General features: G+C 60.0%; 15 protein-coding genes. 6 read left to right on the forward strand and 9 right to left on the reverse strand.

All coding sequences use genetic code 11. From position 1 onward, the window contains the following. Nucleotides 1-377 precede the first annotated feature (377 nt). Together AWB76_RS33260 and AWB76_RS33265 are read right to left on the reverse strand one after the other, a co-directional pair. Complete coding sequence (locus AWB76_RS33260) at nt 378-1,637, reverse strand: MFS transporter (protein WP_063936418.1); 1,260 nt, start codon at nt 1,635-1,637, stop codon at nt 378-380. Nucleotides 1,638-1,744: 107 nt separating this feature from the next. After that, on the reverse strand, nt 1,745-2,476 hold the full coding sequence (locus AWB76_RS33265) for an SDR family oxidoreductase (RefSeq protein WP_061164356.1): 732 nt from the start codon (nt 2,474-2,476) through the stop codon (nt 1,745-1,747). Nucleotides 2,477-2,597: 121 nt separating this feature from the next. Between AWB76_RS33265 and AWB76_RS33270 the strand changes: the two genes are divergently transcribed. After that, on the forward strand, nt 2,598-3,509 hold the full coding sequence (locus AWB76_RS33270; protein ID WP_061164357.1) for a LysR family transcriptional regulator: 912 nt from the start codon (nt 2,598-2,600) through the stop codon (nt 3,507-3,509). Between the two features lie 18 nt (nt 3,510-3,527). Here the strand turns inward: AWB76_RS33270 and AWB76_RS33275 are convergent, their stop codons facing one another. The 5 genes from AWB76_RS33275 to AWB76_RS39635 form a co-directional block, all read right to left on the reverse strand. Next, complete coding sequence (locus AWB76_RS33275; RefSeq protein ID WP_061164392.1) at nt 3,528-4,550, reverse strand: LLM class flavin-dependent oxidoreductase; 1,023 nt, start codon at nt 4,548-4,550, stop codon at nt 3,528-3,530. A 99-nt stretch (nt 4,551-4,649) separates the two neighbouring features. Then, a complete protein-coding gene (locus tag AWB76_RS33280) occupies nt 4,650-5,507 on the reverse strand; it encodes an oxidoreductase (RefSeq protein WP_061164358.1) in 858 nt (285 codons plus the stop codon). Between the two features lie 1,875 nt (nt 5,508-7,382). Continuing rightward, a complete protein-coding gene (locus tag AWB76_RS41750) occupies nt 7,383-7,541 on the reverse strand; it encodes a hypothetical protein (RefSeq protein ID WP_167357797.1) in 159 nt (52 codons plus the stop codon). Continuing rightward, nucleotides 7,534-7,986, reverse strand: coding sequence for a hypothetical protein (locus AWB76_RS33285; RefSeq protein WP_074171461.1), 453 nt, complete (start codon nt 7,984-7,986; stop codon nt 7,534-7,536). The genes AWB76_RS41750 and AWB76_RS33285 overlap by 8 nt, the downstream gene beginning before the upstream one ends. Next, complete coding sequence (locus AWB76_RS39635; protein WP_074171462.1) at nt 7,928-8,650, reverse strand: DUF2934 domain-containing protein; 723 nt, start codon at nt 8,648-8,650, stop codon at nt 7,928-7,930. The genes AWB76_RS33285 and AWB76_RS39635 overlap by 59 nt, the downstream gene beginning before the upstream one ends. A 617-nt stretch (nt 8,651-9,267) precedes the next feature. Between AWB76_RS39635 and AWB76_RS39640 the strand changes: the two genes are divergently transcribed. The 3 genes from AWB76_RS39640 to AWB76_RS33305 all read left to right on the forward strand — a co-directional run bounded on the left by AWB76_RS39640 (nt 9,268) and on the right by AWB76_RS33305 (nt 12,763). After that, nucleotides 9,268-9,468, forward strand: a complete 201-nt coding sequence (locus AWB76_RS39640) for a DUF2934 domain-containing protein (RefSeq protein WP_074171463.1) — start codon at nt 9,268-9,270, stop codon at nt 9,466-9,468. Nucleotides 9,469-10,480: 1,012 nt separating this feature from the next. After that, nucleotides 10,481-11,332, forward strand: a complete 852-nt coding sequence (locus tag AWB76_RS33300; protein WP_341845319.1) for a bestrophin-like domain — start codon at nt 10,481-10,483, stop codon at nt 11,330-11,332. Between the two features lie 864 nt (nt 11,333-12,196). Beyond that, complete coding sequence (locus tag AWB76_RS33305) at nt 12,197-12,763, forward strand: FcoT family thioesterase (RefSeq protein WP_061164363.1); 567 nt, start codon at nt 12,197-12,199, stop codon at nt 12,761-12,763. Nucleotides 12,764-13,129: 366 nt separating this feature from the next. Here AWB76_RS33305 and AWB76_RS33310 read toward each other — a convergent pair whose 3' ends face one another. Together AWB76_RS33310 and AWB76_RS33315 are read right to left on the reverse strand one after the other, a co-directional pair. Next, nucleotides 13,130-13,309: a hypothetical protein gene (locus AWB76_RS33310; protein ID WP_061164364.1), complete on the reverse strand. Its 180-nt coding sequence runs from the start codon at nt 13,307-13,309 to the stop codon at nt 13,130-13,132. Nucleotides 13,310-13,521: 212 nt separating this feature from the next. Beyond that, entirely contained in the window at nt 13,522-14,568 is a 1,047-nt protein-coding gene (locus AWB76_RS33315) for an aminopeptidase (RefSeq protein WP_061164365.1), read from the reverse strand. 955 nt (nt 14,569-15,523) lie between these two features. On the opposite strand from AWB76_RS33315, the gene AWB76_RS33320 reads away from it, so the two are divergent. Further along, nucleotides 15,524-15,859, forward strand: coding sequence for an HdeA/HdeB family chaperone (locus AWB76_RS33320; protein ID WP_061136687.1), 336 nt, complete (start codon nt 15,524-15,526; stop codon nt 15,857-15,859). 405 nt (nt 15,860-16,264) lie between these two features. After that, a complete protein-coding gene (locus tag AWB76_RS33325) occupies nt 16,265-18,706 on the forward strand; it encodes a hybrid sensor histidine kinase/response regulator (protein ID WP_061164366.1) in 2,442 nt (813 codons plus the stop codon). Nucleotides 18,707-19,028: the final 322 nt, after the last annotated feature.

Raw genomic sequence — 19,028 nt, forward strand, 5'->3', positions numbered from 1 at the left:
GCCGGCGCAACTGCTCGCGCCTGCCCGAAGGCACCGTTTCACAATCGCTGACCGAGCTTATCGAGCTAAGCCGGCTCGGCGTGCCCACGTAGGCTGGAAGTCGGGCAGCGCCTCGCCGCGCTACTCCATCCGGAATTCTTCCCCGCGCGCACCGCAGCGGCCGCGCAGTTCAGAAGAAGTTCGCTCCACATCGCGTGCGGTAAGAGACGCGCCGCTTCGTCCACCTCGGGGCGACAGCATGACATCGATTACCGCGGACCGATTTAAGGCGATCGTCGACGTTCCCGTTCCGGTCGGGCGCGACCCAATCACCCGAACAGGCGCGTAATCGTCACTGCCAGCCAAGCGCAACGTGGCCATCGTTCTGTGGACTGAACTCATGGCGAGCGGCCAGCGAGGCTAGAACTCCTCGCGGCCTGCTGGGCACGGCAAACAACAGCATCCTTGCACCGCCCGAGGTCGTCTCGAGCACGCACGACCGCCGGACGCTCCGACCATCGATACGTCGCGACAACCACGAGTCCCACCACCGCCAGAGCCACGCCGGCGTACACCGTCGTCAGGACGTCGACGCCTGCCAGCGTCAGTCCGCCGACGAAAGACCCGCCAGAGATGCCGAGGTTAAACGCTGCGACGTTGAGCCCCGCCGCCGTACCGACTGCCTCGGGTGCCACGCGTCGAGCCACGAGCACGACAGTCGCCTGCATGATGGGGGGAACGGCGAAGGCGAATGCACCCCAGACAAACAGGTTGACCAACACCAGCACCGGGTGGTGTGCGGTGAGCAAGAGCGTGGCGACCGACGCGGCGATGCCGGCCAGCGCGATGTTCATGCTGAGCTTCGGGCCATATCGGTCGGACAAACGCCCTCCGCTGATCGTTCCCACTACAGAGCCGAGTCCGAATACCATCAGCCCGAGGGTGACGCCTTCGCTTCGGAATCCCGTGGTATGAGTTAACAGCGGCGACAAGTAAGTGAACACCGCGAACGTCGCTCCCATACCCAGTGCTGCGATCGCATAGAGCGGCATCAACGCCTGGCTCTTCAGCAAAGCGAGCTGCGAGAGAACGGTCCCGGCGCTGCGCTGAGCCGCAAGCGCGGGCAAAAACCGCCAGAGACCGATGGTCGCCAGCGCGCCCATGGCAGCCACTACCAGGAACGGCAGCCGCCAGCTCATCAGATCGCCGAGCCACGTTCCGCCAGGCACGCCAGTCACCATCGCGACCGTCAGGCCACTGACCATGATCGCCACGGCCCTGCCCGACTTCTCGGACGGCACCAGCGACATAGCAACGGTCGTCCCGAGGCCGAAGAACACGCCGTGCGCGACCGCCATCACGATCCGGATCACGAGCAGCGCTGGAAAGGCTGTCGAAAGTCCGGCTGCCAGATTGCATAGCGTAAAGAAAGCCATCAGCGCGAGCAGCAGTGCGCGGCGCGGCAAGCGCGCGGTCATGGCCGAGACCACAGGCGTGCCGACGGTAATGGCCAGTGCGTAGAAACTCACCAGCAAACCGGCCGTCGACACGGAGATGCCGAACGCTCTTCCAATGTCGGGCAACAAGCCGACGATGACGAATTCCGTCGTTCCGATTGCGAACGCGGCAAATGCGAGAGAAAACACTGCTGCGGGCATGATCAACTCCTCGATGAAGTCATTCGCGCTGGCTTCGCCGTGACTGTCGCGCGGACGGGTCCGAAGCCCTCTTGCCCGTCGGCGCCCAGCCACCGCAGTGCCGCGCTTCAGAAGTCCTGAACGGTGGGACGAATCACGATCTCGTTGACGTCGACCGAACTAGGCTGCTCGATCGCGTAAGCGATGGCTTGCGCGATCGCGTCCGCTGGAATCGCCATCTTGTAGAAGTCGACGACAAAATTGCGGCTGTCGTCGTGGCCCGATCCGAACTTCAGTTCGGTGTCGATCGCGCCCGGTGAAATGACGGTCGTGCGGATGTTGCCGCCCACTTCGTGACGGAGACCTTCGGAGATTGCGCGGACCGCGAACTTCGTTCCGGAATAAACCGTGCCTCCCGGGCTGAAGACCTTTAGACCCACGACCGACGCGATGTTGACGAAGTGGCCCGACTGCTGTTTTTCGAAAACCGGCAGCGCCGCGGCGACTCCATACAGGAGGCCCTTGATGTTGATGTCAATCATCCGGTCCCACTCGTCGGTCTTGCGCAGTGACAGTGGCGCGATCGCCATCAGACCCGCGTTGTTCACCATGACGTCGAGTCGGCCATGTTGCGCTACGACGTTACTGATCAAGCGGTTGACCTGCTCTTGATCCGTCACGTCGACTTGATGAACCGACACGCGCCCGCCTTTCGCCAGGATTTCCGCGGCAACGCGTTGCAGCTTGTCGAGGCGGCGAGCGGCCAGTGCGACAGTAGCACCTTTTGATGCAAGAAGTTTGGCGGTGGCTTCACCAATTCCGCTCGACGCACCGGTAATGACGACGACTTTGTTTGCCATGATTTCTCTCCAGGAAGTTGGACTGCTTGAGGAGCAGTCTCGTCCCACCGAAGATTTTTGAGTAGACTGGAATATATGGAATGTCTTTTTCACCGCCGCAAAAATCACCGCTGAGCTGCACATGACCCAACTCGCCGACCTCAACGACGTCGCCGTCTTTGTGCGGGTGGCACAGTTCGAGAGCTTCAGCCGCGCCGCGCGCGCGCTCGGCATGCCTGTCTCAACGGTCAGCCGCAAGGTAACCGCGCTCGAAGAACGGCTCGGCGTCACGCTGTTGCAACGCACGACGCGCAAGCTGAGCCTGACGTCACAGGGTCGCGCCTACTTCGATCAATGCAGCGAGCCGCTGAGCCATCTGTACGACGCGGAGCGCGTCATTACTCAGACGCAGAAGAAGCCGGAGGGCGTGCTACGCATCTCCGGTCCTGTGATGCTCGAACAGGAGCCGTTTTACGCGTTCCTGTCCGCATTTCTGAAGGACTATCCGCAAATCTTGGTGGATCTGTATTTCACCAACGCGTTCATCGACCTGATCGCCGAAAACGTCGACGTTGCGATTCGCTTCGGAGAATTGCAGGACTCAAGTCTCGTTGCACAGCGAGTGGGAAGGAGCGTGCGGCAGCTGGTCGTCTCAGCCGACTATGCGCGAAACCATCCCCTTCCCTCTCGCCCCAACGAGCTGAGCCAGCACCCCTGCGTGTTGATCAACGCCCGCAACAATGAGACGGAATGGAACCTGGTCAGCGGCCGCAAAACGGCCAGGGTGCACGTGAGTGGGCCTGTCGCAGCACGCGACTTCCACATCGTCAGTGCATTCGCGCTCCGGGGGCACGGCATCGCGCTGCTTCCGTCGAGCTATTGCGATCCGCACATTGCCAGCGGAGAACTGGTGCGCGTGCTGCCCGAGTGGTCGTCACCGGAAATATTCGTGCATGCTGTTTATCCGACGCGGCGCTTCTTGCCGTCGAAATTGAAGGCGTTTCTTGATGCGCTGAAAGCGTGGCACGGACCGCTTTGGCTTCCGCTGCGCTGAAGCCAAAGCGATCTTGTCCTAACGCCAGCCGAGCGAGGGGGCGACGTGCGTGAGGATCGATTCGATCACGTGTGCGCAGTACTCCACGCCGAGTTGATTCGGCACGGTCAACAGTAGCGTGTCGGCTTGCGCAATGGCCTCGTCGGCTCCGAGTTGCCTGACTAGCGCGTCGGGCTCTGCTGCATAACTGCGGCCAAATACCGTCCGGATGTTGCCGTCCAGCAGCCCGATCGTGTCGTCGTTGTTCGCATCGCGCCCAAAGTACCTGCGATCGCGATCGTTCATCAGCGGAAAGATGCTGCGACTCACCGACACTCGCGGCTCACGGGCGTGTCCGGCTTCCTTCCACGCCTGCCGGTAAGCGCGTATCTGCTCCGCCTGCTGAACGTGCAGAGGACGGCCCGACTCATCGTTCTTCAAGGTCGAGCACTGCAGGTTCATGCCCATCCCGGCTGCCCATACCGCGGTGGCGTCCGATCCCGAGCCCCACCAGACGCGATCGCGCAAGCCCTCGGAATGGGGCTCCACCCGTAGCAGGCCCGGCGGGTTCGCGAACATCGGTCGGGGATTTGGCTCGGCGAAACCTTCGCCGCGCAGCACTTCGTAGAACACTTCCGTGTGCCGACGCGCCAGATCGACATGCGTCTCACCCTCGCCCGGCGCATAGCCGAAATAGCGCCAGCCGTCGATCACCTGTTCGCCCGAGCCGCGGCTAATGCCGAGTTGCAGGCGTCCACCGGCGATGAGGTCGGCCGCGCCCGCATCCTCAGCCATGTACAGCGGGTTCTCGTACCTCATGTCAATGACCGCTGTGCCGATTTCAACGCGGCTGGTTTTCGCACCCACAGCCGCGAGCAGCGGGAACGGCGACGCGAGCTGACGCGCGAAATGGTGCACGCGATAAAACGCCCCATCCGCGCCGAGTTGCTCGGCGGCGACCGCGAGGTCGATGGATTGGAGCAGGACGTCGGAAGCTGAACGCGTGTGCGAGTGTGCCGACTCAGACCAATGGCCAAACGATAAAAAACCGATTTTTTTCATGTCAATGTTGCGCGCAAGCTCGATAGGCGATGCCCGCATCTTGTACGAATCGGGCAGACGCCGCTTGCACGCGCGCCGTCTGCCTTAGTTCTTTGCGGTTCAGGCCGGGAAGTCGGTGGATGCGGAAAGCAACTTCCAGGTTTGCGTTTCGGCCGTTACATACGCATTCTTTTCGGCCAGTGCCTTAAGTGTGTCGGTGCCGAGCGGCAGACGCAGTGGTGGCGTCTCGGCATCGACGAGTCTGATCATCGCGGTTGCCAGTCTTGCAGGATCGCCTGGCTGATTATGATTGATTTCGCCAGCGAGGCGCCGCAGCCTGCCCGAGGTCTCTTCATAGTCACCAATGATCGTCTTGCCGACGGCCAACGACGACGCATCCAGAAAGTCGGTGCGGAAGAACCCGGGCTCGATCATTGTTGCGTGAATGCCAAGCGGCTTGAGTTCAGCATGCAGCGCTTCGGTGATACCTTCCACAGCGAATTTCGTCGAGCTGTAGACGCCGACGCCTGCCGCCGCCTGATAACCGACGATAGACGACGTGTTGATCACATGCCCCGAACGCTGTTTGCGCATCACAGGCAACACGGCGCGTGTGACGTTGAGCAAGCCAAACACGTTGGTCTCGTAAATGCGGCGAACCTCGGCATCGCTCGATTCCTCGACCGCCGCGAGCAGCCCGAAGCCCGCGTTATTGACCAGCACATCGATGCGGCCGAACTTATCGACCGCGGCTTCAACCGCTGCCTTCGCCTGTGCCTCGTTTGTCACGTCGAGTGCAAAGGTGAGCAACGCAGGCGACTCTCCAAGCCGCTCGGCGATCGCGGCGGCGTTGCGGCCGGTCGCGACGACGGCGTTGCCATCGTCGAGCGCGGCTTGCGCAATCAGTGCGCCGAAACCGCGGGATGCGCCGGTGATAAACCAAACGCGTTTAAATTGCTGTTTCGTGAGGGTGTTCATGGCTCTTCTCCGTGGTTCGTGCTGGATGTGAAACGAAGTGCATGGGAGAAGTGTCGGACCGGCGGAAACTTTTGATAAGACGGGAATGGGTGGAATGACTTTTCCGTCAATGGAAAATTGCGCGCGCGAACGCAAATGTGTCCTGCGTCGCTCACCAAGGTCGGGAAGCGCGATTGCGACGAAGCAGGTCTCGGACGCTCGCGGCAACACGGTGTCTGCGCTTATTCGACGGCTTCTAGAAAGACGACGACTCCCGGTTCGCGAGGGACGTCGCCACGTTCCTGAAGGAAGGCGGAGTCGCCCTCGAAGACCACGGCCGCTCCTAAGCGCTGCAGGCGTGAGCGGAAATTAGTCGCGGCCCAGCTTGACGTCCAGACAGTTAGCGTTCTCCATGGAGGAGGAGCAGCAACGTCAAAAGAGCCTTGAGAAGTCCATATCCGGCGAGCCCAATGCGATTGCCCCGCAGACCGTCAAGGCCAGCGCGATCAAACGGTCGGACATCGGATCCTTCATCGTCTGCCTCGCAAAATCGCGGCTTATCGGTTGGAAAACAAGGCTCGCATAGCACAGCTGAGGGCGGTGCCTAAATCTTAGTGCACTAGGACGTCAGCTTGGTCCGCATCACACGCCGCGCCGCTATCGGCGCCTAGCTCTTTGCGACGAGATGATCGGATCTTGTCACACAGCAAGTCACGCGCCTGCGGCAGTGCGGAAATCGGTCGCAGGACGCCATGGTGCGTTCACCCCTTCCCCGAAAAATGTCTTGGCCTACGCATGCAGGTAGTTCCCGTCGGGACCGAAGTGGTGAGACGACATCAAGAACCACCATCAGCGCCAGGCCATGCGCAGCGTCGATGAGCTGCTTGAGTTCTTCCGTGCGTCCATAGGTCGAGTCGCGCGCGTAGGGCAGCACCCCGTCGTGGCCTAAGTTGCGGTACCGGAAAAGTCGTTGAGCGGCATCAGTTCGATGGTTGTCACGCCAAGTTGCGCAAGTTCCCGCAGACGCGCGTAGCGCCCGCATAGCCACACATCGCGCCGACGTGCCGTTTGTATAGCACCGTTTCTTCTCACGGGCGCCCTTGTCAATCCTCGTTGTTCCAGTTGTATGCGTCAGGATTCAAGACTTCGCTTGCCCAATCACGTCCTGCGGTTGGAAGCGCGACGCGAGATCGAGAGCGGCGAGCTCGCTCGAAACAATATCGATACAGCGTCCCGGCCCCGGCGTCGGCTTCCACTTCGGACCCGCCGTCGTCAGCGAGTTCAATTTCGATGAGTTCAGGCGTGGTGCTCCGGCTCGCTGAATCTCGCCTTGCACGCGTTGGAGCGACGGCGCCCCAAGCCGAAAGCGCGTGCGCGGATACCCTTGTTGTGGACGCGTCCCGTGATCCCCCTGCCGTTGATATTGAGATGCGCGCCGAAGGAGAGGCAGTGGGTACCTCGGTGCCGCTCATGAACTTGTTGTCGTGCATAGTAGGGCCACTAGTGGTTTGCCATCTTGATTCAAACTCTGCCGCGCTGATTTCGGCCTAAGGCGCGACGCACATGAGTTTGTCCTGTCAGCCGGCGTTCGCCCTGTCGAACTGCAAGGCATGAGCAGTCGTCGTAGAGGCCCGCTGTCCATGTTGAGATTTTTCTCGTTGCGTGCAGTCGCATTGAACGCACTTGTCGGTGCGACCGGTGTCCTGCAGTCGTCTCGGCGCTAGCACGACGGTGCTCGTTTCACGCTTGACTGTCCGCCACGGCCCGCTGGGCGCGGGCTGACATTCACCGCCCGTCCACGTGAGTGCCGAAGATCTATGTCCCGTTTCTTGGGGCCGGAGCGGCAGCGAACGGCCGGGCCGTAGGCCGCACAACGGGACCTACCTGAGCGTCGTGTCATGGAGCGTTGACTGCGTCGGTAAAAGCGGCGAGCGCGCGTACCATTCCTCGCACTGGGATCAAAAGCCAGTCCGGTCGGTTCGCCGCTTCATAGCAGACCTCGTAGGCCGCTTTTTCAAGCGCAAACAAGTTCAGGAGATCGGGTGCGTCACTCATTACGGATGCGGTCACCTCCGTTCCGCGCGCGTCCTGATACGCGCGCAGAGAAGCCCTTTTCCGCAGCGCTGATCGGCGCATGGAGAATCGCTGCGCCGTCAGCCCTATTTTCCTCTTTGGCCGCGAATGCCGCCGCATAATCGATCGATCTGAGCAGGCCGGCCACGTCCTTCACCGCGCTTGACTTCGCACGGCGCGATTCGATCGGCCGCGCGGGCTCGCCTTCAAAGTCGATGATGTAAGCATCCGTGCCCGACCACAGCACCTGTCCGAGATGGAAGTCGCCGTGGATGCGGATCTTCAATGCGCCCGAGTCACCGAACTGCGCGCGGCGAACGGCTTCGACGATCTCCGATCGCGCATCAACGATGCGGGAGACGAGCGGATCATCGCAAGACGAGAGAACATCGACTGCGCGCTCGAATTGTTCGATCGCCGCGAGCAACTTCGGGATCGAAGGCAGCGTCGTCATGTGCCTTCGACAGCACGGCGTGCAACTCGCCCAGACGCCCACCGACGACCTCCACTTCGCGCGCGGCGGGCTCCGGCCTGAAATCGAGCGTGCCGTTTTCCTCCGAAGCGCTCGCCGCTCCTTGACTCGTCTGGCCAAGCAGGGAACGGATGAACGCGGGCATAAAGAACGCGTCGCTCAGAATGCCACGGCGCCCGTCGCCAAGCACCGCCACGATGGCCATGTCACGCATCGGAGTACGCTCGGCGTCACCGCCAGCGTCACCGTCCCATGAAACCGCCAGCGGCAAGGCGTAGCGTTCAACGCTGCGTCGAGTGCGACTTCGATCTGGGCGAGTACAGCAAACTCGTCGATGGCGGCCGGGTCGGCGAGCTTGAGCGATCGGATTGCTTGGTTTTTTTGTCGCGAACCAGCGACGCCGCGCGAGATAGTTCGGCAGGATCCGTTGCTCGAGAACCGCGCGGTTTTCGGGCGACAGAACGTCGGCAAGTCGATCGGCAACGATCTCCTCCCGTGCCTCATCGATCAGGCCCGCGTCGCGACGAGCCTGCGCCCAGTGTCGATCCGGATCGCCGTCCGGTCGACCGGCCCCTTCCCACATGCAGTACGCCCGGAGGCGTAGTTCGTCGTCGTTCATGTCTGTTCACTCCGCTCGACTCAGTGTCATCAGCACGTTCAAGCCGGCGATGGCGCACGATCCGGTCCCGCCGAGAACCGATCCAAGTAATGGCACGGTGGAGAGAGGCGGAGATCCCCGGGACACGGCCGGGACACCGCATAGTGCGCGGGAACCGGTTCGGAACGCCGCACGGGCGAGGCGCTCCTCGCATCAATAGCGACCTCGCTGATCTCAGGGGTCCGCAAGTGAAGACCTCCAGCCGGTCGGACGCGCGTGCTAAGCCTGTCTGACCGAGGCAGAATCGAAGCCGAGCGTACCCCAGGTTCTGGAAGGTACGTCCGTCAACGTCGCGAGCACCAAGTAGACAGGCTCAAATAAAGGTACTGATGGCACCTCGATCACCTCGCGCTGGTGATCAGGCCTCGTCGGCTTTCTTTCCTGACTGTGGAGATTGCCGTGGCGCTTCGGTGTCAAGCAAAGTTGACCGGGCGCCTGCCACTATGGAAGGAATTGCAGCCGCAGAAGGGGCCGGCCAGACGACTTGCTCGGCAAGCAAACATCGCAAGTCCACTTGTTCAAGTCATCTACTATGATTGGTGTACCCAGAATGCGAACCCCTTCGTCGCGAGGCACCTATGCAATCGTCCATCCCCGAAGAACAGATTAGAACTGTGGCTTATCGGCTCTGGGAGGAAGCCGGGTGCCCTGAAGGCCAAGCCGAGGAGTTCTGGGAACGCGCTCGGCAAGAACTCGGCGTGAATGGGCCTACTAACAATGCTCGAGCGATTGAACCCGCTGAAGAACTAGACGCACGCGATACCCCGGATGGGGCGTAATCGCGGAGCCGTGCCGCAGATCGCCATGTGCTCCGCGCCGGCCGGTGGTCGGCTTCAGCGACGCGGGGACTTTGATCGATCGTCACCGACTCGCCGCCGCGCGGCTCGCCACCGAGACGGGCAGTCATTGGGTCCACAGGAACCGAAGCGGCAAACAAGCCGGTGCGCTGTTCCTCTGCTGCACGGCAGAGTTAGATCAACAAGAAGGAGTGGACTTATTGGAAGCGCGATCATTGGAACTGGCATACCGAGGCACGCCCCAATCGTCTCGGCCGGACTACCATTGTTGCGCCGCCCACTCTGCCCCAGGAAGCGGCCGGTGATCGATTTCGGCCATTGCGTACAGGAAGACGAAGCGGAGCCCTTCGATGGGTCACGGGAAATCGCCCAGGATGCGGTTGCGCGGGTTATGCCATCGGGCGCGCGAATAACGAGCGTGACGGCAAGCATCACGTTGTCTCCAACAAGGTCCCGCGCGAACACCACTCTTTCGCATCGCATCTCGGCCCATTGTATGACGCTCGTCCTAACCGAACTTGCTAGCGGCTGCCGCATTGCTTAAACAATACGCACCCACGACGTCATCTGCTTGCAAGCCGGACAGCGGTTCGCCTTTCCGGTAGAAGGCGTCGGTTTCCACCGCATACCGTGCTATTTGGAAAGCTGACTCTAGTCAAACATCCGGTTTATTGTTGCTTCTTAGGAAACACGCTGCCGAGGCAAGAGGACTGCATCTCGAAGGTCGGCGCTACGAAAGGCTAGATTCGCGCGCGCAGCTGCAGGATGCGCTTCAATCCGCTAGTACGGGCGTGCAAAGCAGGAAGGGTGGCAGCGGCGATCACTCTAGCGGGGCGACTCAGATCGCCAGCCGGCCTCCGGGATCCTTTGCCCTTAGACCGTATTGCCCGAGTTTCGAAGGCGAGATGGTGAGCGACTCGGTTGCCAAAGAAGTACAGAAGCCGGTGACCGCAGACGAGTCGGTAGCCGTCCGGGCGGGCATCTTTCGGTTATCATGCGCCTTGTCGCAGCGGGCGTCGCCAGTTTGCAAAGGCAGCATAACATCGCCCACTCGCACGCCAGGACAACGCCCGGGAGAAGCGCATTGTCTCATTCAATAGTTGCGTTGCTGGTGTTCTTGGTCGTTTCGCTTAGCGCGCTGCTCGGTCTCTATGTCAGTACGCGCTTGCCCGATCACCATCTCAGCGACGACTCGATGAGTGCCATCAAACTCTCGATCGGCTTGGTCGCGACAATCGCGGCGCTCGTCCTCGGTCTGCTCATTTCTTCGGCGAAAAATTCCTTCGATGCGGTCAACAACGCCCTGATCGAGAACGCGGCGAACATGATTCGCCTTGACAGTGTGCTCTCGCAATACGGACCCGAAACCGGGCCGTTGCGGCAAACGCTGAAGCGCAACTACGCGGACTGGATCGCGTTGATCGCATCGAACGACGCGACGCGCGACGCGCGGCTCGACAGCCCCGCGATTATCGGGCGCATGGAAGAGTTCGGCCGCGGCATCGAGAGTCTTCAAGCGGCCAACGACACTCAACGAGATCTTAAAACGCGCGCCAAACAAATCGCCGATGACGTTTTCACTGCGCGATCCCTAGCGCTGCTGCGGCGGGAAGGCACACTGCCGCGCACGCTGATGTTCGTGCTCGTGTGTTGGCTTGCGGTGATCTTCGGGACTTTCGGTGTGCTGTCGCCGCGCAACGGCACCGTCATCTTTGCATTTTTGATTTGCGCGCTCTGCGCATCCGGGGCGATTTTCGTAATCCTAGAAATGGATACGCCGCTCGATGGCGTCATCCGGGTATCGACGCGCGCCATGCGCGAAGCCCTCGAACGTCTGGGCCGGTGACGCGCGCCGTCCGGCGCTTCCCAATGACCTGTTGAGCGACGAGCCGAAGCGTCGAAGTCTTGCCTCGCCGCATAGGCGCGAACTTTCAAGAGCGCCGCCGCCTTCCTGGCGAGTCATCGGCGCGATAGGGCTCGCGATCACGACGCGGATATTTCCAACCGTGCCGGCCACTTTGTCCGCACGTGCACTATTAGCGTGGCGACGCTGCAGAGCGACGCCGCGATTATCGTGCTCGCACTCCTTTTTGTGCTCGTTTGTCGCCCTGTGGAGTAGCGAGTGCATCGTCGCGTGAAGAGTCGGCAGTGACCGGCTATGCGGCGTTGCCAGCGTCGCCTTAGGAATGTCGGCAAGGGGTTCGCTAACGACCCGCTCGCGCGAGCCCGTCTGAATGGACGCACCGGATAGCGCCAGTGTCACTTGTGGGTGTATGAATTTGTTGATCATTCAGGTGGGGCCTGCCGCGAGGCGCCGGTAACGTCGGCGATCCGTTCGGCCGCCGAATTTGCCCGCACCCAGCACCAATGCCGGCAATGGCAGAAAGCGCGATCGGTCGCACTGGTGCAGCCAAGCAGTACACAGACACCAGTGCTAAGTGAAGCCTAAACCGCTAAAGCATTAGCCATTTCGTCCGCGGGCAAGACGCGGTCTCATCCGCTGAGCTTTGCGCCGCAGAATGTACCATCGGCGCGCCGCGCCGGTCGAAGCAGCTTTAATGGGCAAGAGAGCGCTCACCCTCGGCTAATTCTTTGCGCCTACATTTCACTTGCCTAGACACGCTGAACCGAGCAGCCTTAACCACTCGATCGGACCGCCATTCGTTGATGTTCGGGTTTGCGTTCATCTCCCAGTCCAAAGGAAACGACCATGCTTGCTCCGCAGAGACCGCTCCAGTCCCAGTTGAAACACACTGATCTTTTTCGCCCCATTTCCTCATCCCTGAAAGACAGCATTCTTGAGCCTTACAAGCAGGAGTGCGTATATATTAAGGAGGCGTTCCGGGACGTCACGCAGGACAAGTCGTTGGTGACAATCGCCGAAGTGTGTGTGCCTGTGACGTTCTATGGATCTGAGACGGGTCACTTCAACGCCGTGGAGTCGCTGCTTTGCCTTAACCAACTCGCCTTTCTCGCAATTGCTGAGCTCATCGTCGATGACGAGCCGCACGAGCTCCGCAAATCAATTAGGACGACATCAATTCATGTATTCAAGGAACACGTTCTTACTAGGACGTTCATTACTTCTGTTCGAATGCAGTACCGGCGTACGCTAGACGGCAAAAATACCTTCATGCGCCTCGCATTCACCGCAGCGAGAAAACGTGCTGGCTTGATATTCCTGGCATCGGAATTTGCGTTCATCGACGGCTCTTCTACTTTCGAGGCACGGCCTGCGTTCATGGGCGACGCGACTTTCGCCATGCCCGACATTTGAGCGTTGCCGCTCGGGCGACAAGACCATAAAGATTGCTGATCCGCAGGCTATCCTTGAGTCGGACGGATTCGACTGCCACCACCGCGTGCGCCATCCGAACCAATGTGACAGCGTCGCGGCCTATGCGAGCTCGTACACGGAAGATGCGTGATGGTGCGTCCGGGATCAGCTGCAGAACTGTCGGTGGTTCTCCTCGAATGATTCGTGCGCCGATCAAGTTATGCTGGTTTGCTGAGCATCGGCAGCCGTGGCTAGTTGTCCCCGTTCCGAAGTCGAGCTACATCGGTCCACAGTGCGTGGCCAGATCGGTCAATCGTCGATGATGCTGGTCGAGCCGCCGAACGACAGTTCCTGGTGGACCACGTCTCACGCCAGCGCGGGGGTGTCCAGCGCCGTTGATAACTTGCTATGCCGCCCACCGTGCCACCTCAGCTCGAGTTTCGCGGTAGCAGCTTCGCGTCTCGCTGCGCCCAGGTCGGCGCCCAGCAACTCTGCCAATCCCGTTGCAAGCACTTCTTCCAACGCATCGTTCTTGAGCGCCTTCATCGGGCCTCGGTCGCCGCCAGTAATCGCTTCCGCTGGCGGCCGGTTCCGCTACGCTGGGTCGAGACCATGGCGTGAGCCCTTCCGAGGGTAGTTCACGCGGTGGGTGGCGAAAAGGCCTGCAAAAGGGTCGACGGAAGATACACCGACTTGTCCCGGAGCCTTGCGCTGGCGCCGTTGGCTGAGACTGTTACGTGGGTATGGCGTCACGCGGCTCAAATTGCATCCACGTAAAGATCCGCCTCGGCGGTCATTCCGCTTGAAAGCGTCCACTTCCCGTCGCTGAAGACAATCTCATCATCGAAACGGATCGTCGGTCGCGCGAGAATGAAATCGGTGTGCAAACGGCAGTTCCAGTCCGGATACGCGCCTTTCTTAACGGGTGAGCCGATGCCCAGATGAAATCCGGCAACGCGCTCATTGATTAACGACCGGAAAGGAACGAAACGTGAGATTGTTTGGTTCGTACCGAGGCCGATTTCACCTACCCTGTTAGCGTTCTCGATTTCAAACAACTTCTCGCACAAACTGTCGATCAGAACATCCTTGCACGAGTAATCAGTCACACGTCCTTCGCTTATTCGCAGAACAACTTCCCTACCGTCCAGTCGCGGATCGAATTCGAACGGATAGCTCATGTTGATCGCACCATCGGCGACCAAGACGCCTTCGATGTCCGCCGAGTACGTGCTGACCTCGCCACAGGGAAACACACCGGGAAACGGTGCGCGAAAATCTCCATGATTGCTCGTCCAACTAGCCAGCGAATCAGGGCGCACCACCAGATCGGTCCCCGTGTCGCTCGTGATGGTAATCTTCGAGCATGCTTTTGCGCAGGCCAAAACTCTTGTATTCAGATTCTGCAATTCGTCTTTCGACATACGGAAACATAGTTCGAACAATTCGTATCCGAAATCGAATAGGCGGTACACGGTTGTCCTGCCGACATAGTCTTGCAGACCTGTAAGAAGCTGCTTTCTATGAATGCTCTTGGTTTTGCTGACGTAGAGAACGACATCGTATCCTGCCATGTCGTCAAAACAAAAGGTCGACTGCTCATCGACCGCTTCAGCGTTCACATCGACAGATTCCTGACCACACAGGGCGACGAAATCCGAAAGCGCTGTTTGCGCCGCCAGATCGGCCGCGTCCAGATTCCAGCGTATGAGTAGTCTGGAGCCAGCGCCGAGCCTCAGATAGTCGAGGATGAGCATGCGCATTCCTTCGGCTACATGCGGGCGCTGTTCGAGATGACGTTGCATGGTCGATGCCTTACAAAAGATGGGGGATAGAGCCTCGGTCACACTGGACCACCGTGCTTGCCCGTCCGTCACGCCTACTGCATTCGGAGCGCGTGCATGCAGTATCGGCATCGAGCAGCACGGTGGACTCAATGCACCATCGTTAGTTGTCGCCGACGGATGCGAACAACCAACTCGACGGATAGGCACCCTCAGCGGCGCCTACGACTGCTGTCTGAATTTGACGGACAGCATCATCTACAGACTGAGGTCTTGAAGCAGCGAACTGCGCGCCTTGCGCAACTGCCCCACCGGTTTGTCCCATACTGAGTTCATTCCACATGATTCACCTCTCTAGATTGTGCAACGCCGAATACGTTCGGCAGACCAGGACCGCCCATGTCAGCGGGCGGCCTTATACCCCGAATCGGGGAGGCTCGTTCGGTGCGGATCAAAACCGTCCGAAGAAGTCTGGAATGGAGTTTCCCTTGTTTCAATTAGCAGAGAATTATGCGATCTACCTGCAACGTTGACGTGGCGCGCGGATGAGATTGCTGCCGTCGCGAAGTCCTTTGTCCGGTTTCGGGCTCAGGATTCAATCCAAGACCAATTGACAGTGCACCGATGCTTCGTGCCCGCTTAAGTTCATTGAAAGTGAGCTGGCGCGACGCGAAGTATGGAGGGTCGACTCCCCCTGCTGGCGAAGATGTCTTAGGTCGCGCAGGCGACTGTTCGCAGCGGCCTCCCCATATCAACAAGGTCACAGTGCTGTTTGGTTCGATGCGAAAGTGTTTTGGAAGCGACATAAGTTGGCAACGTTCGTGGCATCGACCGGACGTCCAACTCAGCCATCCGATGACTTGCGCACCCCCGGAAAGGAGCGCAGTGGCTTCTCATTGAGAATAATTTGTCGCTAATTCAACGTCGATACGATGCCCAGGCAGCCTTAAACTCAATAACCATCAAGGAGTATTAAATGACACTCGTTAAATGCATCGCAGCCTCCGTATGTGCTCTCGCCATCGGAGCGTCCACAGTGGCCCGCGCTGCCGAACAGAAAATCGCGCCAGCCAAGATGACGTGCGCGGACTTCGTTCAGGTGGATGAAGCGTATAAGCCGGCGCTCGTTTACTGGGTTGCAGGCGTCGACAAGCTCGGTGTGACAGGCACCGAAACGACCGTCGTCGATACCATGCAGCCCGTCGCCGCCACCGTCGCGCAGGAATGTCAGAAGGACCCGCAGACCAAGTTCATGACGAAGGTTCGCTCGATGATCAAATCGAAGCAGATTGCACTGTTTGACCACCATTAATGATTTATCGAGGGTAGGACCGAGCAGGCCCCGCGAGACGCTGAGCGCCGAGCGGGAAAAAAAGCATTGCTTCGGACGCGCCAGCGATGACAGGTGGTGCATCCTGGTCCCGATGTCGCCCGAGTTGTATGCTGCAGGCTTCGTTAACAAATGCGCTCACACTGTCTGCCTGCGAGGGGCGAATCTAGTTTCTCCGAGCAGTCGTTGAAGGACCACAAACCTGCGTGGTTTCTCCGACGTTTCTCAGAAATACCGTGTAGGCGGCGGATCTGAGCCTCCGCGATAGATGCGACGCGCCACGGGACCGCAGACTGGGCCAATTACTAAGCGAGTTCCTTAACGGCTCTGGCATAAAAAATGCGTCAATGACACACTTTTGTCCATACCATCCGCGCACCGTTCCCCATGAGCAACGACATCTCCCGCGCCGCGAGCTTTGGCACAGCATGGCTTCAACTGTGGGCCGGGTCCACTGACGACTACTCCATTTTCGCCCTTTCGCCCGACGGCATCGTCATGACGTGGAACCCGGGGGGCGAGCGTATCCAAGGCTACAGGGCTGACGAAATTATAGGGCAGTCGTTCTCCGCGTTTTACACAGACACCGAACGCGCCTCGGGCGCGCCCGAGGCCGCACTCGAAGCCGCGGCCAGTTCAGGTCGCTATGTTAGTGAAGGATGGCGTCTGAGAAAGGACGGCACGCGGTTCTGGGCCCATGTCGTCATGACAGCACTTCGTGACAGCGCCGGTCAGCTCCTGGGCTATGGAAAGGTGGTTCAGGATGTCAGCGATAAGAAGGCCGCGCACGATGCGGTGCTGCAAAGCGAGCGGAGCTTTCGCCTGTTGGTTCAGGGTGTCATCGACTATGCCATCTTCATGCTCTCGCCCGACGGCCGGGTCACAAGCTGGAACTCCGGCGCCCGGCGGATCAAGGGATACAGCGAACGCGAGATCGTGGGCTCGCATTTCTCCAGGTTCTACACCCCCGAGGACGTCGCCGCCGGAGTGCCGTTTCGCGGGCTGGAAACGGCAAGACGCGAAGGCCGTTTCGAGGCAGAAGGTTGGCGCGTACGCAAGGATGGCAGCCGCTTCTTCGCACACGTCGTCATTGACGCGATCCGCGAGAATGGTGAGCTGGTCGGTTTTGCGAAGGTCACCCGGGACATCACCGAGCGCCGACGTGCCGCGGAACTACTGGAGCAAACGCAGCGCGCTCTGTTTCAGGCGCAGAAAATGGAGGCGTTGGGAAAACTGACCGGCGGGGTGGCACACGATTTCAACAATGTCCTGCAGGTGCTACGGGGAAACTTGGAACTGCTCGAAAGCAAATACGGACGGGACAACTGGAGCGCCGAGCGTTTAGGCAAGGCGATCGACGCGGTGGATCGCGGCGCGAAACTGGCCTCACAGCTGCTCGCCTACGGACGTCAGCAACCACTGGCGCCACTTGTCATTAATCCCGCGCGCCAGCTTCGCGTACTGGACGACCTGTTGCGCCGGGCGCTGGGCGAGACGATTGAAATCGAGTCCGTTGTCGCGGGCGGTCTCTGGAACATCATAGTCGACCCGCATCAGCTGGAAAACGTGATTCTCAATCTGGCTATCAATGCACGCGACGCGATGCCGGACGGAGGGAAGCTTACGCTCGAACTCGCCAACGCGACGCTGGATGACGAATACGTCTCGACGGTCCCTGACGTCAAGGCCGGACAGTATGTCATGCTGGCTGTTACGGATACGGGGACCGGCATGAGCCGGGAAGTGATGGAGCGCGCTTTCGATCCGTTCTTCAGCACGAAACCGGAAGGCGAAGGTACTGGCCTCGGACTGAGCATGGCATACGGGTTTGTCAAGCAGAGCGGCGGGCACATCAAGCTCTACAGTGAGATCGGCGAAGGAACAACTGTCAGGATCTATTTACCTCGCTCGACCGGTACGGCAGTGGAATTCCCGCCGCGCGCGAGGGGCAGTGTGAAGCATGGCGAAGAGACCATTCTCGTCGTTGAGGATGATCCGCAGGTCCAATCGACGGTTGTCGAGCTTCTTACCGGTCTCGGCTACGCTGTGTTGAAGGCCAATGACGCCGAGCAGGCACTGGCTGTCGTCGCGAGCGGCGTGCACATCGATCTGTTATTTACGGACGTGGTCATGCCCGGGTCGTTGCGTAGCCCCGACATGGCCAGGCAAGCCGCACAGATGCTTCCTGGACTCAAGGTACTCTTCACTTCAGGGTACACGCAGAACGCTATTGTCCACGGCGGCCGGCTGGACCCGGGCGTGGAACTGCTCAGCAAACCGTACAGCCGTCAGCAGCTTGCGACGAAGGTGCGGCAGGTGCTCGGCGAAAGCGATCGCAAGGTCATCGAACAACCGATGGCCGAGTCCGACGATGATCCTTGTGCTCCGGTCCAGCGCCTTGAAGATTTGCGGGTGCTTGCAGTAGATGATGACCCGGCGTCGCTCGACGCGCTTTGTGAACTGTTGCACCTGCTGGGCATCGGCGCACGGCGCGCGGAAGACGCCGCCGTAGCACTCGAAGTGCTCAAAGCCGGCGACATTGACGTTCTTCTTACGGACGTCGTCATGTCCGATATGTCCGGCCTGGAACTGGCGCGCCGCGCAGCGGCCATGAAACCAGACCTCGAGGTTATTTTTGCTTCCGGCAACACCCTCCCGGAGCAAGAGACCTTGCAATTCGAATGGTCGGCGCTGCGCAAGCCCTATTCGCTTGCGCAGTTGCAGGATACGCTGCAGTCCGCCAGTAACCGTCAGGCAAAACAAAAAGCCGGCAGAGGCGATCACGCCACGATCCGCACCTCAGATGATAGGCCGGCATCTAGCTCTTAATGCGCTTGGACCGACGTTGCTCCGAAGCGTCCTGACGAAAGAGGGCTACGCGCCGGATATGCGAAGTCTCGAAACGGTAAAACGGATCGCCGACTTGCCTCCTTCAAGGTCATAGGACGGGACAGGATGTGAGGTTCGGCGAGTCGAGCAGGATCGGCCTAGAGACAAAACGAGCGCGGCCAGGTATTGCGCACGGGCGCGATCCGTAGGTCCGGCCGCTGCGTACGGGTGCGCATGTAGACTCGGACTTCTCGCGGTCCATTCTCTTTTGCTGGTCGGGTCACGGCAATGTCACCGGCGATGCACTCGGTGTAGAAATTCC

The organism is Caballeronia temeraria (assembly GCF_001544795.2).
Classification (GTDB): Bacteria; Pseudomonadota; Gammaproteobacteria; order Burkholderiales; family Burkholderiaceae; genus Caballeronia; species Caballeronia temeraria.

Excerpts from the sequence above, each read along its gene's own strand:
- AWB76_RS33260 (WP_063936418.1), bottom strand. The coding sequence starts at position 1,637 with ATGCCCGCAGCAGTGTTTTCTCTCGCATTTGCCGCGTTCGCAATCGGA.
- AWB76_RS33265 (WP_061164356.1), bottom strand. The coding sequence starts at position 2,476 with ATGGCAAACAAAGTCGTCGTCATTACCGGTGCGTCGAGCGGAATTGGT.
- AWB76_RS33270 (WP_061164357.1), top strand. The coding sequence starts at position 2,598 with ATGACCCAACTCGCCGACCTCAACGACGTCGCCGTCTTTGTGCGGGTG.
- AWB76_RS33275 (WP_061164392.1), bottom strand. The coding sequence starts at position 4,550 with ATGAAAAAAATCGGTTTTTTATCGTTTGGCCATTGGTCTGAGTCGGCA.
- AWB76_RS33280 (WP_061164358.1), bottom strand. The coding sequence starts at position 5,507 with ATGAACACCCTCACGAAACAGCAATTTAAACGCGTTTGGTTTATCACC.
- AWB76_RS41750 (WP_167357797.1), bottom strand. The coding sequence starts at position 7,541 with ATGAGTGACGCACCCGATCTCCTGAACTTGTTTGCGCTTGAAAAAGCG.
- AWB76_RS39635 (WP_074171462.1), bottom strand. The coding sequence starts at position 8,650 with ATGAACGACGACGAACTACGCCTCCGGGCGTACTGCATGTGGGAAGGG.
- AWB76_RS39640 (WP_074171463.1), top strand. The coding sequence starts at position 9,268 with ATGCAATCGTCCATCCCCGAAGAACAGATTAGAACTGTGGCTTATCGG.
- AWB76_RS33300 (WP_341845319.1), top strand. The coding sequence starts at position 10,481 with ATGCGCCTTGTCGCAGCGGGCGTCGCCAGTTTGCAAAGGCAGCATAAC.
- AWB76_RS33305 (WP_061164363.1), top strand. The coding sequence starts at position 12,197 with ATGCTTGCTCCGCAGAGACCGCTCCAGTCCCAGTTGAAACACACTGAT.
- AWB76_RS33310 (WP_061164364.1), bottom strand. The coding sequence starts at position 13,309 with ATGAAGGCGCTCAAGAACGATGCGTTGGAAGAAGTGCTTGCAACGGGA.
- AWB76_RS33315 (WP_061164365.1), bottom strand. The coding sequence starts at position 14,568 with ATGCAACGTCATCTCGAACAGCGCCCGCATGTAGCCGAAGGAATGCGC.
- AWB76_RS33320 (WP_061136687.1), top strand. The coding sequence starts at position 15,524 with ATGACACTCGTTAAATGCATCGCAGCCTCCGTATGTGCTCTCGCCATC.
- AWB76_RS33325 (WP_061164366.1), top strand. The coding sequence starts at position 16,265 with ATGAGCAACGACATCTCCCGCGCCGCGAGCTTTGGCACAGCATGGCTT.